Raw genomic sequence first — 16,774 nt, 5'->3', positions numbered from 1 at the left:
ATGGATTTATTAAAGAGCATATTTAAAGGCGACAAGGTAATCTGGATTATCTTCCTCTGTCTCTGCCTCATCTCGATTATCGAGGTGTTTTCGGCAGCATCGACGCTGACGTACAAAAGCGGCGACCACTGGGGACCGATAACACAGCACTCCATCATCCTGATGGTGGGTGCCGTAGTAGTGGTATTTCTGCATAACGTCCCCTACAAATGGTTCCAGGTATTCCCCGTCTTCCTGTATCCGATTTCCCTCGTTCTGCTGGCATTCGTCACGCTGATGGGTATCATTACAGGCGACCGTGTCAATGGGGCAGCCCGCTGGATGACCTTTATGGGACTGCAATTCCAGCCTTCGGAACTGGCAAAGATGGCTGTCATCATTGCCGTTTCGTTCATCCTGTCCAAGAGGCAGGATGAAGAAGGAGCCAACCCCAAAGCCTTTAAATACATCATGATCCTTACCGGACTGGTCCTTTTGCTGATTGCTCCGGAAAACCTGTCAACAGCCATGTTGCTGTTCGGTGTCGTATTCATGATGATGTTCATCGGACGGGTAGCGGCAAAGAAACTCCTTCTGTTGGCAGGAGGACTTGTGCTGATTGTCGCACTCGGCGTAGGTACGGTAGTTGCCATCCCTGCCAAAACGCTGCACAATACCCCCGGACTTCATCGTCTAGAGACTTGGCAGAACCGTATCAAAGGCTTTTTTGATAAAGACGAAGTGCCCGCAGCCAAATTCGATATAGACAAAGACGCACAGATCGCCCATGCCCGTATTGCCATCGCTACCAGTCACGTAGTGGGCAAAGGACCGGGAAACTCCATCCAGCGTGATTTCCTCAGTCAGGCATTCTCCGACTTTATCTTTGCGATTGTCATCGAAGAAATGGGATTGATAGGAGGTATATTTGTCGTATTCCTCTACCTCTGTCTGCTGATGCGGGCGGGACGCATCGCGCAAAAGTGCGAACGGACCTTCCCCGCCTTCCTTGTCATGGGTATCGCTTTGCTTCTGGTATCGCAGGCGATACTGAATATGATGGTTGCCGTGGGACTGTTCCCCGTAACAGGCCAACCCCTGCCTTTGGTCAGCAAGGGAGGTACAAGTACACTGATCAACTGTGCTTATATCGGAATGATATTAAGCGTGAGCCGATATACCGCTCATCTGGAAGAACAGAAAGCGCATGATGCACAGATTCAGATGCAGATAGAAACCGGAACAGCTACTTCAGAAGCACAAGCCGCCGCCGAACCTACTGCACAGATTCTGAACAGCGATGCCAAGTTTGAGGATGAACATGATAGCAGTAAATGAAGATGAACGGATAGAAAAAAGGATTATTATGGAGAAAGAACTTAGAATTATCATCAGCGGTGGAGGCACAGGAGGACATATCTTCCCTGCCGTATCTATCGCCAACGCTATAATAGAGCTGCGACCGGACGCGAAAATCTTATTTGTGGGAGCCGAGGGCCGTATGGAGATGCAGCGGGTTCCCGATGCAGGCTATAAGATTATCGGGTTACCGATAGCCGGTTTTGACCGCAAACATTTATGGAAAAACGTATCCGTACTGATCAAACTGGCACGAAGCCAGTGGAAAGCGCGCAGCATCATCAAAAACTTCCGCCCACAAGTAGCGGTAGGCGTAGGAGGATACGCCAGCGGACCGACACTCAAAACTGCCGGAATGATGGGAGTGCCGACTCTGATTCAGGAACAGAACTCGTATGCCGGAGTCACCAACAAGTTGCTGGCACAAAAAGCAAAGACTATTTGTGTCGCTTATGATGGAATGGAAAAGTTCTTTCCTGCCGATAAGATTATAATGACCGGAAATCCCGTTCGCCAGAATCTGACGAAGGATATGCCGGAAAAAGGCGCGGCACTACGTTCCTTTAATCTGCAGCCGGATAAGAAGACAATTCTGATTGTAGGCGGTAGCCTTGGCGCACGTACCATTAACAATACGCTGACTGCAGCCTTAGCTACAATAAAAGAAAACAACGATATACAGTTCATCTGGCAGACCGGAAAATATTACTATCCGCAGGTGACAGAAGCCTTACGGGCAGCAGGAGAACTTCCAAATCTGTACGTGACGGACTTCATCAAGGATATGGCAGCCGCTTACGCAGCTTCCGACCTAGTGATTTCACGTGCGGGAGCCGGTTCTATTTCAGAGTTTTGTCTGTTGCACAAGCCTGTGGTTCTGGTTCCTTCGCCCAATGTGGCAGAAGATCATCAGACCAAGAATGCACTGGCACTGGTAGACAAACAAGCCGCCATCTACGTAAAAGACAGCGAAGCAGAAGCAAAGTTGATGGACGTAGCCCTGAACACAGTAGCTGACGACCGGAAACTGAAAGAACTAAGTGAGAATATAGCCAAGTTGGCTTTGCCCGACTCTGCACGAATCATCGCGCAGGAAGTAATCAAGCTGGCAGAAGCAGAAAACTAGTTGAGGGAATGCAAAAATCGCAACTATCCCAATTAGGATTGACTAAAAAGTCAGTAGAATCTCCAATCTCCTCCTTCCAGAAGGAGGAGAATGAAAATACTACCGACTTTTGGGGGCATCCCCAATTAAAGGTAGTACCGACTCTGATTAAAACTTGAAATGTTACTTGGAACAAGAATTATAAAAAGAAACAGTATAAAGAAATGAATATTGAAACGATCAAATCAGTCTACTTTGTCGGTGCCGGAGGCATCGGTATGAGTGCGCTTGTCCGCTATTTCCTTTCCAAAGGAAAAGTGGTAGCCGGATACGACCGCACCCCGACTCCATTGACTGAAAACCTCATCGCCGAAGGCGCACAAATACATTACGAAGAAAACGTACGACTGATTCCGGAAGCCTGCAAAGACAAAGAAAGCACTTTAGTCGTATTGACCCCCGCCGTTCCGCAGGAACACGAAGAATTGGTTTATTTCCGCAACAACGGATTCGAAATACAAAAACGCGCGCAAGTACTGGGAACGATCACTCATTCCAGCAAAGGTCTGTGTGTAGCCGGCACTCATGGCAAGACAACCACTTCTACCATGACCGCCCACCTATTCCACCAATCGCACATAGAATGTACCGCTTTCCTCGGAGGCATCTCCAAGAATTACGGCACCAATCTGCTACTCTCTCAGAAAAGCCCTTATACCGTCATCGAAGCAGACGAGTTCGACCGCTCTTTCCATTGGCTGTCCCCTTATATGTCTGTCATCACTGCCACAGACCCCGATCATCTGGACATCTACGGAACAGAAAAGGCATACCTCGAAAGCTTCGAACATTATACAACACTGATCCAGCCGGGCGGTGCACTGATTATCCGAAAAGGTATCTCACTACAACCGAAAGTACAGGCCGGAGTCCGTGTCTATACCTATTCGCGTGACGAAGGAGACTTCCACGCCGAGAATATCCGCATCGGAAACGGTGAAATCTTCATCGACTTCGTTGCCCCCGACACACGTATCAACAATATCCAACTGGGAGTTCCGGTAAGCATCAACATCGAGAATGGTGTAGCCACCATGGCACTCGCCCACCTCAACGGAGTGACCGACGAAGAGATCAGACAAGGAATGAACAGCTTCCGCGGTGTAGACCGCCGGTTCGATTTCAAGATCAAGAATGACCAGGTAGTCTTTCTGAGCGACTACGCCCATCATCCCTCTGAAATCAAACAGAGCGTGTTGTCTATCCGCGAACTCTATAAAGACAAGAAGATCACAGCCATCTTCCAGCCGCACCTGTACACCCGTACCCGCGACTTCTATCAGGACTTTGCCGATAGCCTGTCGCTACTGGACGAAGTCATTCTGGTAGACATCTATCCGGCCCGCGAGACACCGATCCCCGGTGTCACCAGCAAGCTGATATACGACAACCTCCGTCCGGGCATCGAAAAAAGTATGTGCAAAAAGGAAGAAATACTGAACATTCTGAAAGATAAAAACATTGAAGTATTAATAACTCTGGGAGCCGGAGACATAGACAATTATGTCCCCGAAATAAAGAAAGAACTGGAAAAAATGAAGAACGAAGAGCGAAGAACGAAGAACTAAGAATTTCTACGCTACATCATACAGTCGCGCAGCCAATTCTCAATTCTTCATTTTCAATTTTCAATTCTCAATTAAATAAAAACTATGGTAAAGAGAATCCTTCTATCTATCGTCATGTTGATGCTTATCGCCTACCTCGGCATAGCCATCACCGCTTTCAACCGCAAGCCTGCCGACCAGACCTGCCGTGACGTAGAGCTGGTCATCAAGGATACCACTTATGCCGGCTTCATCACCAAAGAAGAAGTGAAAGGCATCCTCCAGCATAAAGGTATCTACCCTATCGGGAAAAAGATGGAGCGCATCTCTACCAAGTCGCTGGAACGGGAACTGAGCAAGCATCCACTGATCGACGAAGCGGAATGCTACAAGACGCCCAGCGGCAAAGTCTGCGTAGAAGTGACACAACGTATACCGATATTACGCATCATGAGTGCCAACGGAGAGAATTATTACCTTGATAATAAAGGAACCGTCATGCCGCCGGAAGCAAAATGCGTCGCACATCGGGCAATTGTCACCGGAAACGTAGAAAAGTCGTTTGCAATGAAGGATTTATATAAGTTTGGTGTATTTTTGCAAAACAATAAGTTCTGGGACGCCCAGATAGAACAAATCCATGTGTTGCCCGACCGCAACATCGAACTGGTACCTCGTGTAGGCGACCACCTCGTCTATCTCGGCAAACTTGAAAACTTTGAAAACAAACTGGCACGCCTGAAAGAATTCTACCAAAAAGGACTCAATCAGGTAGGCTGGAACAAATATTCACGCATCAGTCTTGAATTCAGCAACCAGATTATCTGTACGAAGAGAGAGAGTAATAGGTAATAAGTAACAGGTAACAGGTGATGGGATGAAGCTCTCAAAATAGAAAGTTGAAAATAATTAAATTGTAAATAAAGAGATGGCAACAACAGAATTTATCGCCGCTATTGAACTTGGTTCATCGAAGATAACCGGTGTGGCCGGAAGAAAGAACAGTGACGGAAGCATGCAGATACTGGCATACGCCCAGGAAGACTCTTCAACGTTTATCCGCAAAGGAGTGATCTTCAATCTGGACAAGACAGCACAAAGCCTGACTTCTATCATCAACAGACTGGAAGGTGAGTTGAAAAACTCAATCGCCAAGGTATACGTAGGCATTGGCGGACAATCCCTCCGCACAGTCCGCAACGTAGTAAGTCGCGACCTCGAAGAAGAAGCGATTATCTCGGAAGAGCTGGTAAGCGCTATCGGCGATGAGAACGTAGCGATTCCGGTAGTCGATATGGATATACTGGACGTAGCGCCGCAAGAATACAAAGTCGGCAATAATCTGCAAGCCAACCCGGTGGGACTGGTAGGAAGCCACATCGAAGGACGTTTCCTCAATATCGTCGCCCGCTCTTCCGTACGGAAGAATCTGGAACACTGCTTCCAGCAGGCAAAGATCGATATTGCCGACCAACTGATCGCGCCACTGGTAACAGCCAATGCCGTGTTGACCGAGAGCGAACGCCGTTCGGGCTGCGCACTCATCGACTTCGGAGCTGATACCACCACTATTTCGGTTTATAAAAACAACATTCTCCGTTTCCTGACAGTACTGCCGCTGGGAGGAAACAGCATCACCCGCGACATCACCACCCTGCAAATGGAGGAAGAAGAAGCGGAACGTCTGAAGAAAACTTACGGAGACGCCCTATACGAAGAAGACGAAAGCGAAGAGCCCGCCACCTGCAAGCTCGAAGATGAAAGCCGCACAGTCGAACTGGGCAAGCTCAACAACATCATCGAGGCACGTGCCGAGGAAATCATCGCCAACGTATGGAACCAGATTCAAATCTCCGGCTACGAAGACAAACTGCTGGCCGGCATCATCCTCACAGGTGGAGCCGCCAACCTAAAGAATCTGGAAGAAATGCTTCGCAGACGCTCGAAGATAGAAAAGATGAGAATGGCGAAACTGCCTCGCAACACCGTTCACGCTCCCAGCAATATACTGAAGAAGGACGGTTCGCAGAACACCCTGTTCGGACTTCTGTTCGAAGGCAACCAGAACTGCTGCCTGATAGAAACCGCTCCCCAGATACCGGTCACTCCCGCCACTCCCCGACCGGAGCCAGAAATTCACAAGACCGTAGATATGTTTGAGGACGATCAGGAACTGAAAGAGCAAGCCCGACTGGCACGCCTCAAGAAAGAAGAGGAAGAGAAAGAAGCACGGGCAGCCGCCAAGGAAGCTGAAAGACTCCGCAAGCAGAAGGAGAAAGAAGAGAAAGAAAGACGCAAGAGAGAAGCCGGTCCCAGTTGGATTCAACGCAAGATCGACTCCCTGACCAAGGAAATCTTCTCTGACGACGATATGAAATAAATTCAAAATTCAATAATATGGACGAGATAGTACAATTCGATTTCCCGACCGACTCACCGAAAATCATCAAAGTGATTGGTGTAGGTGGCGGTGGCGGTAACGCTGTGAACCACATGTACCGGGAAGGCATACATGACGTAACGTTCGTTCTCTGCAACACGGACAACCAGGCATTGGCCGAGTCACCCGTTCCGGTGAAACTGCAACTGGGCCGTAGCATCACACAAGGACTTGGAGCCGGCAACCGTCCCGAACGGGCACGCGACGCCGCCGAAGAAAGTATTGACGATATCAAAGAACAGCTGAACGACGGCACCAAGATGGTATTCATCACTGCCGGAATGGGAGGAGGAACCGGAACCGGAGCCGCCCCTGTCATCGCCCGCATTGCGAAGGAGATGGATATTCTGACAGTAGGTATTGTCACCATTCCATTTATTTTCGAAGGAGAAAAGAAAATCATTCAGGCACTGGACGGCGTCGAACGTATCGCCCAGCACGTAGATGCCCTGCTGGTCATCAACAACGAGCGCCTGCGCGAAATATATGCCGACCTTACCTTCATGAATGCTTTCGGCAAGGCCGATGATACGCTTTCCATCGCTGCAAAGAGTATCGCCGAGATTATCACCATGCGTGGTACGGTGAATCTGGACTTTGCCGATGTGAAGACCATCCTGAAAGACGGTGGTGTAGCCATCATGAGTACCGGATTCGGAGAAGGCGAGAACCGTGTCACCAAAGCTATCGATGATGCCCTCCACTCTCCGTTGCTGAACAACAACGACATCTTCAACGCTAAAAAGGTGATGTTGAACGTATCCTTCTGTCCCACGTCCGAACTGATGATGGAAGAAATGAACGAGATACACGAGTTCATGAGCAAGTTCCGCGAAGGTGTGGAAGTAATCTGGGGTGTCGCCGTAGACAACTCTCTGGACACCAAAGTAAAGATCACCGTACTCGCCACCGGATTTGGTGTAGAAGACGTGCCCGGTATGGACACACTGCACGAAGCCCGCAGCCAGGAGGAAGAAGAACGCCAGTTGCAGCTTGAAGAAGAGAAGGAGAAGAATAAAGAGCGTATCCGCAAGGCATACGGTGAAAGTGCCGGCATCGGAAAGAAAAGCCTGCGCAGCCGTCGCCATATCTATATCTTCAATACCGAAGATTTGGACAACGACGACATCATCGCCATGATAGAGGAATCTCCTACTTACACGCGCGATAAAACGAAGCTGTTGAAGATCAAGACGAAAGCGGCTCTTGAAGAGGAAGTTGCCATGGAAGAGGCTACGGACAATGACGGAGTAATCACTTTCTAGATGGTTCTTCCCCTTGCTATTACAAATTGTAAATAATTAAAATATAAATATCATCATGGATTTATTTGACAAAGTCAGCGAAGACATTAAAAACGCAATGAAGGCAAAAGATAAAGTTGCCTTGGAGACTTTAAGAAACATAAAGAAATTCTTCATCGAAGCTAAAACAGCTCCGGGAGCCAACGATACACTGACAGACGAAGCTGCCTTGAAAATCATTCAGAAACTGGTGAAACAAGGTAAGGACTCTGCCGAAATCTATATCGGACAGGGACGCCAGGATCTGGCTGACGGAGAACTGGCACAGGTTGCCGTAATGGAAGCTTATTTGCCCAAACAAATGACTGCTGAAGAACTGGAAGCTGCATTGAAGGAAATCATTGCCGAAACAGGTGCTACCAGCGGAAAAGATATGGGTAAGGTGATGGGAGTTGCCTCCAAGAAGTTGGCAGGACTGGCAGAAGGCCGTGCTATTTCTGCAAAAGTAAAAGAGTTGTTGGGATAAGCCCCCACACCTCCTCCCCAGAAATAAAAAAAACTTTTTGGTCTCACGGTCTCATTCCATTAAGATAAGCCGTAGATAATCAGCAATATAAAGAGTGAGAGATCCTTTTCAAACAGGTGTCTCTCACTCTTTTCTTCATTCAAACAGCTATTTTTCACGTATCTCTCATCCACTTCAAGGGTATCTCTCATTGTTTTTAAGGCTTCATATGTTATGCTGCTACCTATATCCTTCTCTTTTGATACCTACATCTGCATGTTTTCTTACCGATATCTTCATCGTTCCACCCGGGTAGGACGAACTGTCTACTACTGTGACACGATCAGTTCACCTAAGTGCGATGATCATATCACCCGGGTAGAACGATGAAGATATCGGTGAGATAATATGATAATACCAATTGAAAGACAGGAGAATATAGGATCATTTGCATCTAAAAGAGCGGTAAACAATAACTTCTTGATTTATGAAATTACCTATTTGACATCAAGTTACAAGAATAAAAACATAATAAATGGCATTATATAAATTAAATTCTTACTTTTGTAACAATAGGAAGATAACATTCCTGCTTTGACGACAGGCAAAACATTCTTTTTGAATAGTATCTATAACGAACTAAATTACGACAAACAGATGAAAAGCAGTACATTGATAACTATTCTATCTACATTCTTATTAGTAGGGTGCAGCAAACAACAATCCACTTTGGACAAACAACTGGATGAGGTTGAAAAAATCATAGAAGTAAATCCTGATAGCGCATCAAGCATACTGGAAAACATAGCATCTCCGGAACAACTGGATGATAAAACCTTTGCACGCTGGTGCATGCTATCGGCCAAAGTCACTGACGAAATCTTTAATACCCTATTGCCATCTTATCAATTCGAGCGAGCTAACACTTGGTATTCATCCTACGGTAAATCCAATGAACAAGTACAAATCTTAATTTATTTAGGACGTTCCTATGCAAATGACGGGGATTATGACAAAGCAATGTCTATATATACTAAAGCGTTAGAGATTGGAGAAAAGAACAAACTCTATAATTTAGTTGGGTATACATATAGCTATATAGGCGACTTATATAGAGAGAAAGCCATGCGAACAGAAGCTATCAAAAAATACGAAATGGCTGCCGACAATTTCAAAAAAGAAAATAACACTGATAGCTACGCTTGTGCTCTAAGAGATATGGGGCGTGAATACGCATGCACTGATTCAATATCCCGTGCCCTTGAAATTCTGCTTATGGCAGATTCTATCACCGAGACTTCAGAGGATAAAGATGTAAAAGCTTCAATCGAAAACACTCTGGGCAACATATATGTAATGCATAACAAATACGATAAAGCTAAAAAGTTCTTCTACAAAGCGTTGGAAGGAAGAGAAAAAATGCCTAATTACATGGCATTAATTAGCTTATACATAGCATCTGACTCTTTAAATCAGGCAAAAGAACTCCTGCAAAAGATTCCACAAGATGATCCTACTTATACTTATAGTATTAAATATCTATATTACCAGATATACAAGTCAGAAAAAAAATATGAGCAAGCACTCACTTATCTGGAAGACTATACTAATATATTAGATTCTACGGTATATAGCAACATCCAGTCTAAGATACTGAACATAGAACATAAATATAATCACCTGAAAATCAGCAAAGAAGTAGATAACCTAAAAATGAAGCAACAGAACTACATCATAGTTTCTGTTATCTGCATTGCAGCTCTGCTGTTAATAGTTATAGGTTATTTATTATACAGAAAACAAGCAAAAGAGAAAATCTTAAAACAGCAAAAAGAATTAGATAAGATGAAGTTAAACCTATACACACTTTCTCTTGAGCTTGAAAAGAAACGAAGTTTATTAAATACATTCAAAGAAAAAGACGAAAATTATGATCAGCTGCAAGAAGACATCGTTCGTTTATCTGCCAATTATAGAAAACTACAAAATAAATTACTTATAGATTCACCTCTATACAAAGAACTAACAAAATTGGGGAATCAAAACATACCGGGAAATAATAAATCGCTCATAACGGAAAAACGATGGAAAGCCATTACAAATGAAATAACAACCATATATCCTGAACTTTATAATTATATATATAGCTTAGGTCCGAACTTACCGGAAGAAGATTTTCAATATTGCTGTTTGTACCTTTTTGGATTCGATACCAATACAGAAGCAAAACTATTAAATATTGCCCCCAATTCCGTAAGTAAAAAGCGTTCCAGACTTAAACTGAAACTCAATATCACATTCCCGACTAATTCTTCATTATATGAATATTTGATTAAGAATATGCATTAATATCCATATTTTATAGAGATATTACCGATGTCATGTTCATAGTACATATCTAAATCGTAAGTGACTGATTATCAGGCACCGCCTGTCCATATCAAAACTAGTAGTTCTCATACTTAGTCCCTCATATTTTAATAACTTTGCAGAAAACATTTAAAGATATGAGAAAGCTAAGTATTACATTATTATTAATTGCCCTTTCATTCATAACGATGGAAGCCAATATTTTATCAACACACAAAAGCAAAATTTTAGTTTTTAAAGGATGGAGTGAACGCCAGAAGTCAGTTGTTTTTATACCCATAGAAGCAGTTCTCGAAGGTCATAACATCGAAGTGCAGTTTTTTGAAAAACCGAACGAGCCAGTCACGTTTCAGGTTAAAGACAAGAATGGAAACATTGTGTTTCAAGATATGACAACTCCTGATAACCTGGAAATCTATCAAATAGATGTGAGTGGCTTCGAGACGGGGCAATATGAACTTCTCTATATAGAAAAAGATGTGACTCTCATTGGAGAGTTTGAAATCGAGTAGACATCAACACATATAATGACAATAATTTACGTGAACTTTATTGTTCATTTACAACTTAACCATTAAAATATATTCTTATGAGAAAATTAAATTATTTTATTGTGGGCTTAAGCCAATTGATTATGGGAACAATGACCATAGGTTTTGTTTCTTGTGAACAAAATTTAGAGGCTCTGGATAATTCTCCCCAAATGGCAGAGGCCATGGTTGGTTCGAAATCAATTACATCAAATGATTCAATATGCCTTTTTTCTAACACAGATTCATTAAAAAAGCCACAGACAAGAGCCAATTTATATTATCCTGAAATGGATGAGTATTACTCTTCAAATATGTGGGCTATTAGAGAATTGCCTTTTTCTTTAAAAGTTCGTGGAGGCGGAACTACCGACCGGCCTTATTTTGCAACCCAAGGATTAAGAAAAGAATTATACCTTTCATCAAGTAATGATTCTAAGTTCTATTTAAGAATACTGCCTTCTAGTAGTGGCATACCATATTTAATTTATTCAGATGCTTATAAAAGACCGTTAGTTTGTGGCCAATATAACAGTAATCCTGATAATAAACTTGTTGTTGTATGGGACACGGATGATATTAGTACAGGGAGCTGGGATCTTATACCATCCTCATATAAAGGATATTTTGCAATTGAAAATCAGACATATTTTGGAATGACAGATCCTAATAACCCTTGGAGCTCTTTTTGCTACTCGATGGAGGCCAAAAGCAACGGACAGCTAGGATATGCCAAATATAGTAAACAGCCACAGCAAGAGTTTCTATTAGAGTTTGTGAATGGATTTGATGTAAAAGAGATTGCATTTGATAGTGAATCAGCTGTCGTAACACTGTTAGACCCTGTTGAAATAGAGTCGAACGGACAAACAGAGCCAGTTTTAGGACCTTCTAATATTACGATTACAGCAGTGAAAGACGTAAAAGATACTTCAACCTATTCAGAAAAAGGATCTTTGAAAATTCCAATGTCTAAGCCTAATCAATTATTTTTCCGTCCTGCTATTATAGCTGGCCAATTTATAAAACCCGGCAACTTTAGTACTGGAGAAGCAGTTGACACAACAGTATTTATGCCTAAAGCACCTTATTTTTCTACAATGTATGAAATACCCAAAAGACTATCTGTCAAGATCCCTATAACAGTCAATGAGCCATCATTAGTAAAAGTGACCACATATTTAAAGAAATATAGCGTTAAGGCTGACTATACAATCACTATGGTTTATAAGAAGCCAGGAGAAGTCAACGAAAGAGAAGTCAAATTTAAGGGTACTTGGAATGGGATAATTCACACTACGTCAAAAGCTAAAGCTGATAAAATTGTAGTAACCCCAAACGATGAATACAGAAGAAAACTATTAGAAAACAGATAATTAATAAAAAAACAAATATCATGAAAACATTTTTTTATATAATAATATTATCTGCTGTCATTCCGTTTTTTATAGCTTGTTCAGACAACTTAGATTTGCCTACATCGCAAATGTCCGCAATCGAAGCTGAAAATTCAGAAGGTGATGTTGTTATACAAAAGCGCAATCCCAACCTTCCAGAGGTTGTTACTAAAGCACCTACTTTTGAAGAAGGGCTAACAAGAAATAATGCAACAATTGGTTCGTCTGATAAATTCCTAGGCTATGGTTATAAATTATACAATGGAAATTATATCCCAAGTGATTTTGATAATTTCACACATTCCATTCTTAATATTGAAGCTATAAAAGCCTATGATGAGTCATATGTAGATGAAAAATACCCTAATTGGAATGACCAATCGTCTTATACATACTATAACTTTGATGATTACACACATTTTTCAACTGAAAGCAAAACGATTAAAACTGGATTTTCTTTAAATTTAGGATTATTTTCTATTGGAAAAAAGAGAACCACAGTCGAAACCTTTAGAACATTTATTAATGAAACGATGGAGCAGACTTATGGAGAAATGAATATATTATTTGCACATGGCAAATTTATGCTCTTAAATTCAAGTGGCTCAACAAAAGTTTATGCTAGACAGTTTTTAAGAAGATCCTTCATTAACAATTTATATACTTCTACTATATCCTCTGTCATTAATTCATATGGAGATCTTGTTGTCGTTGGTTATTATACTGGTGGGAGAGCTTTTGCTCAATATATGGGAAATGCAGCATCAAGTACTAATGTTGAGCAACGGACTAAATCATTGGATACTAGTATTACGGCTTCACTTACATATGAAGGTGATTCGCTTAATGCTTCATTTGGATTTAATGGAAAAAATGGAAATTTTGATTCAACAGTTTACAAGAAGCAAGATATTTTTTTACGAGTAAAAACTTTGGGCGGTATTCAGAATGAAGAGAGTGCGATAAATACTACAATGTCACTCAAAGATATTAATATTGATTTGCAGTCTTGGAGAAAATCACTTAACGATTCAAAAAATCATACTGTAATTGATTTAACACAAGAAGGGTTATTCCCAATGTCTGATTTCGTATTAGAGAGAAACTTTCAGCGACGCTTTGATGATACATCCAAGAACATTCTTCTTCCAGTTACGAGACTTTATACCCCGTCTATTATGATTACAAGGATATTAAAGAAAACATCAACTTCAGGAGATAATTTGTATGAGGTTGCTGCTGTCTTGGTAACAAGGCAAGGTGATCAGATTGTGTTAAGTAATGGTAATGCTACGGATGCAGAATTAAAACAGAATGAAGACAACAATGTTTTTCTTGAAAAAGCGAAAGCAATAGCAGAGGAAAAATCCAAATACTTTAGTTCCGATATTCAGATAAGCTATAATACAACTAAACGTTTAAATCCTATGTTTCGTTCCCCACTATGTATAGTACTGGAAAATTTTAATGAGAATGGATTTTATAAGTATTATAATGAAACAACTAATATGGAATATTTATATGACCCAACTACTAAACTTTGTTTTTCCTTTCTTGCAGACGATGGGGATGAAAGTATGCTAGAAGTATATGGCTTGAGTACTTGGGTTTCAAATCTAACTGAGAAAAGAATCTCAATGGCAACACTGGCTAATTTGTATACAATTATAGGATTGTAAAGAGTTGGATACAGATGCTTGTGTATGTAAAAATAGGGAATCATGTTAATATATGAACTATTTGAAAAATTTGAAAAATCTGAAAAACTTAATTAGGCATGAAATATAATATAAAACAGTCTTCTTTATTGATGCTCTTCGCTTTGTTTTTGGTGACTTTTTGCTTTATAGCTTGTGATGATCAAGACAATGAAGAGCAGGAACAAGTGGGGCAACTCACTCCCGAAGCTCTCTATCAAACTTCATGGCGTGGCACCGGACATTGTGCCACATGGAGTTTGAAAAATAGAGGTATCGGTATACAATTCGTAGATACCCAAAAAGGAAAAGTGATTTGGGAAGATTATGATCAATTTGATATTACCTACACGATAGAAGGGAGCTATATTACATTTAATGATATTGCGTTTCAACTTGCCGGGGCTCCTTGGGTAATTAAAAGTTGTACCAAAAATCACATAACTCTTATACAAAATGAAGCTAGTCCTGATAAAGATAAAATAGCGACAATAGAGTTGGAGAGGGTAGACTGATTCTTTAAAAGATATAGTTTGAAGTTATAAATGAGGACACTACATACTTTGCTTATTATCGAAAAATACAGTTGAACACAAGAAAATAAATGAAAAGTAAGGAGGCCACCTACTAGTTTATACAAACATTTTAAATTAACAAAAAAATGAAAACAAGATTTGTTATGTTCAGTATGTTAGCAGCTATAGCTATTTTTGCTGCTAATTCATTCGCAGCAAATAATAATGCGGCAGCTAAAGAAGTTAAATCTGAGAAAGTCGATCAAGACGTAAAGCCCAAAGCTATGATGTGGGTAGGATTTAATAACCAAACAGGTGATGGAAATCATAGCGGTACCATGCAGGTCAATGTTCAAACAATGAATATGACCTTCGAAGCCCTAGCATATGAATGGGCAAGAGCTGCACAAGTTACTGGCACTTATAAGAATTACAAGTATTATAACTCCAGAGGTCAGCTCCTTGATATGGGAAGAAAATGTACAGAACAGGGTGTTAGTTCCGGCTCAACCGTCAAGGTAACAAAGTAAAACAGTGTACTAGTACAAATTGCTCCATGAATTAACTGTAGGGAGTCTCTCGAACCTTTTTATAAAATATCATAATCTATCAAACATCAGATTATTAAATAGTTATATTTAGCTATCATCTATCTAAATATCTCTTAATATCATTGCATATCTCAATTATTGGGTGTACTTTTGGGTGTAACTTTTCAAATACACCCAGTTTATGAACATCAAGAGAAATATCATCTTCGCACTGGAAAACCGTAAAAAAGATGGCATTCCTATCACTCAAAATGTACCCATCCGTATGCGTGTCGTTTTTGCAAGCCAACGGATTGAGTTTACAACAGGCTATCGGATTGATATGGAGAAATGGGATGCAGACAAGCAACGGGTAAGAAACGGCTGTACCAATAAGCTGAAACAAAGCGCATCAGAAATCAACACCGAACTACTGCGTCAATACACCGAGATACAGAATGTGTTCAAGGAGTTCGAAGTACAAGACATAATGCCCACCCCTGCACAAATCAAAGAGGCTTTCAATCTAAAAATGAAAGGAGAAAAGGAAGAGAGCCATCATGAGAAAGAGGAAGTGAAATTAGACTTCATGAAAATCTTTGATGAGTTTGTTGCCGAATGCAGCAAACAAAATGACTGGTCATCCTCTACTCTAAAGAAGTTTGCAACAGTAAAAAAGCACATCGCAACTTTTGATCCGAACACGACATTTGAGAGCTGGACGGAAAGACACTTCAATGAGTATATAGATTACTTACGCAGTGATAAAGATATGCGCAACACTTCCATAGCCAAGCAAATCAAGTTCTTGAAATGGTTTTTACGTTGGACTAACCGAAAAGGGTATCATCAAAACACCGCTTATGACAAATTCATGCCCAAAATGAAAAGTGCACCGAAAAAAGTAATATTCCTTACCCGGAATGAATTGGACAAAATCAGAGCCTGCCAGATACCTGCTGCCAAACAATACCTTGAAAGAGTAAGGGATGTTTTATTATTTTGTTGCTTCACAGGTCTTCGGCATTCTGATGTGTATAACTTGAAACGCAGCGACGTGAAAGAGGAACACATAGAAATTACCACCATCAAAACGGCTGACAGCCTTATTATTGAGCTGAATGACCACAGCAAAGCTATTCTTGAAAAATATAAAGATATTCCTTTCCAAAACAATAAAGCATTGCCAGTGGTAAGTAATCAGAAGATGAACGAGTATTTGAAAGAGTTAGGAGAACTGGCAGAAATAGACGAACCTGTACGGGAAACCTACTACAAGGGAAATGAACGAATAGACGAAGTCACACCTAAATATGCCTTGTTGAGCACCCATACTGGCAGACGCACATTTATTTGTAATGCTTTGGCTCTGGGCATTCCGGTGCAAGTGGTCATGAAATGGACAGGGCATAGCGACTACAAAGCCATGAAACCTTACATTGACATAGCAGACGACATCAAAATTCAGGCAATGAACAAATTTAATCTCCTATAAA

14 protein-coding genes are annotated in these 16,774 nt (G+C 41.5%); all 14 read left to right on the top strand.

Going from position 1 to position 16,774, the window contains the following annotated elements; genetic code table 11:
* The 14 genes from NBH01_RS15980 to NBH01_RS15915 all read left to right on the top strand — a co-directional run bounded on the left by NBH01_RS15980 (position 1) and on the right by NBH01_RS15915 (position 16,773).
* On the top strand, positions 1 to 1,317 hold the full coding sequence (locus NBH01_RS15980) for an FtsW/RodA/SpoVE family cell cycle protein (RefSeq protein ID WP_008763712.1): 1,317 nt from the start codon (positions 1 to 3) through the stop codon (positions 1,315 to 1,317).
* Between the two features lie 28 nt (positions 1,318 to 1,345).
* A complete protein-coding gene (gene murG / locus NBH01_RS15975; RefSeq protein ID WP_016269376.1) occupies positions 1,346 to 2,464 on the top strand; it encodes an undecaprenyldiphospho-muramoylpentapeptide beta-N-acetylglucosaminyltransferase in 1,119 nt (372 codons plus the stop codon).
* 203 nt (positions 2,465 to 2,667) lie between these two features.
* Positions 2,668 to 4,071, top strand: coding sequence for a UDP-N-acetylmuramate--L-alanine ligase (gene murC, locus NBH01_RS15970; protein ID WP_008767640.1), 1,404 nt, complete (start codon positions 2,668 to 2,670; stop codon positions 4,069 to 4,071).
* Between the two features lie 84 nt (positions 4,072 to 4,155).
* Complete coding sequence (locus NBH01_RS15965; RefSeq protein WP_008763709.1) at positions 4,156 to 4,902, top strand: cell division protein FtsQ/DivIB; 747 nt, start codon at positions 4,156 to 4,158, stop codon at positions 4,900 to 4,902.
* Positions 4,903 to 4,978: 76 nt separating this feature from the next.
* Entirely contained in the window at positions 4,979 to 6,430 is a 1,452-nt protein-coding gene (gene ftsA / locus NBH01_RS15960; protein WP_151879314.1) for a cell division protein FtsA, read from the top strand.
* Between the two features lie 17 nt (positions 6,431 to 6,447).
* Entirely contained in the window at positions 6,448 to 7,755 is a 1,308-nt protein-coding gene (gene ftsZ / locus NBH01_RS15955) for a cell division protein FtsZ (RefSeq protein ID WP_008763706.1), read from the top strand.
* Positions 7,756 to 7,810: 55 nt separating this feature from the next.
* Positions 7,811 to 8,260 (top strand): GatB/YqeY domain-containing protein, encoded by a 450-nt coding sequence (locus tag NBH01_RS15950; protein ID WP_008763705.1) that lies wholly within the window; start codon positions 7,811 to 7,813, stop codon positions 8,258 to 8,260.
* Between the two features lie 636 nt (positions 8,261 to 8,896).
* The gene (locus NBH01_RS15945; RefSeq protein WP_074857876.1) at positions 8,897 to 10,588 is read left to right on the top strand and encodes a BT3442 family protein; all 1,692 of its coding nucleotides are present in this window, start codon (positions 8,897 to 8,899) and stop codon (positions 10,586 to 10,588) included.
* 158 nt (positions 10,589 to 10,746) lie between these two features.
* Positions 10,747 to 11,121: a BT3441 family protein gene (locus tag NBH01_RS15940; protein WP_165360398.1), complete on the top strand. Its 375-nt coding sequence runs from the start codon at positions 10,747 to 10,749 to the stop codon at positions 11,119 to 11,121.
* Between the two features lie 77 nt (positions 11,122 to 11,198).
* A complete protein-coding gene (locus NBH01_RS15935; RefSeq protein ID WP_118307191.1) occupies positions 11,199 to 12,515 on the top strand; it encodes a BSAP5b family pore-forming toxin in 1,317 nt (438 codons plus the stop codon).
* Between the two features lie 20 nt (positions 12,516 to 12,535).
* Entirely contained in the window at positions 12,536 to 14,215 is a 1,680-nt protein-coding gene (locus NBH01_RS15930; protein WP_074857810.1) for a BSAP5a family pore-forming toxin, read from the top strand.
* A gap of 98 nt (positions 14,216 to 14,313) precedes the next feature.
* Entirely contained in the window at positions 14,314 to 14,748 is a 435-nt protein-coding gene (locus tag NBH01_RS15925; RefSeq protein ID WP_074857806.1) for a hypothetical protein, read from the top strand.
* Between the two features lie 146 nt (positions 14,749 to 14,894).
* A complete protein-coding gene (locus NBH01_RS15920) occupies positions 14,895 to 15,278 on the top strand; it encodes a hypothetical protein (protein ID WP_129654932.1) in 384 nt (127 codons plus the stop codon).
* A 202-nt stretch (positions 15,279 to 15,480) separates the two neighbouring features.
* Complete coding sequence (locus tag NBH01_RS15915) at positions 15,481 to 16,773, top strand: site-specific integrase (protein WP_007478456.1); 1,293 nt, start codon at positions 15,481 to 15,483, stop codon at positions 16,771 to 16,773.
* Position 16,774 lies beyond the last annotated feature (1 nt).

The organism is Bacteroides sp. B1-V-101 (assembly GCF_023656585.1).
GTDB lineage: Bacteria > Bacteroidota > Bacteroidia > Bacteroidales > Bacteroidaceae > Bacteroides > Bacteroides thetaiotaomicron.
The sequence above is the reverse complement of the archived record's forward strand: the minus strand, read 5'-3'. Positions and strand labels throughout refer to the sequence as shown.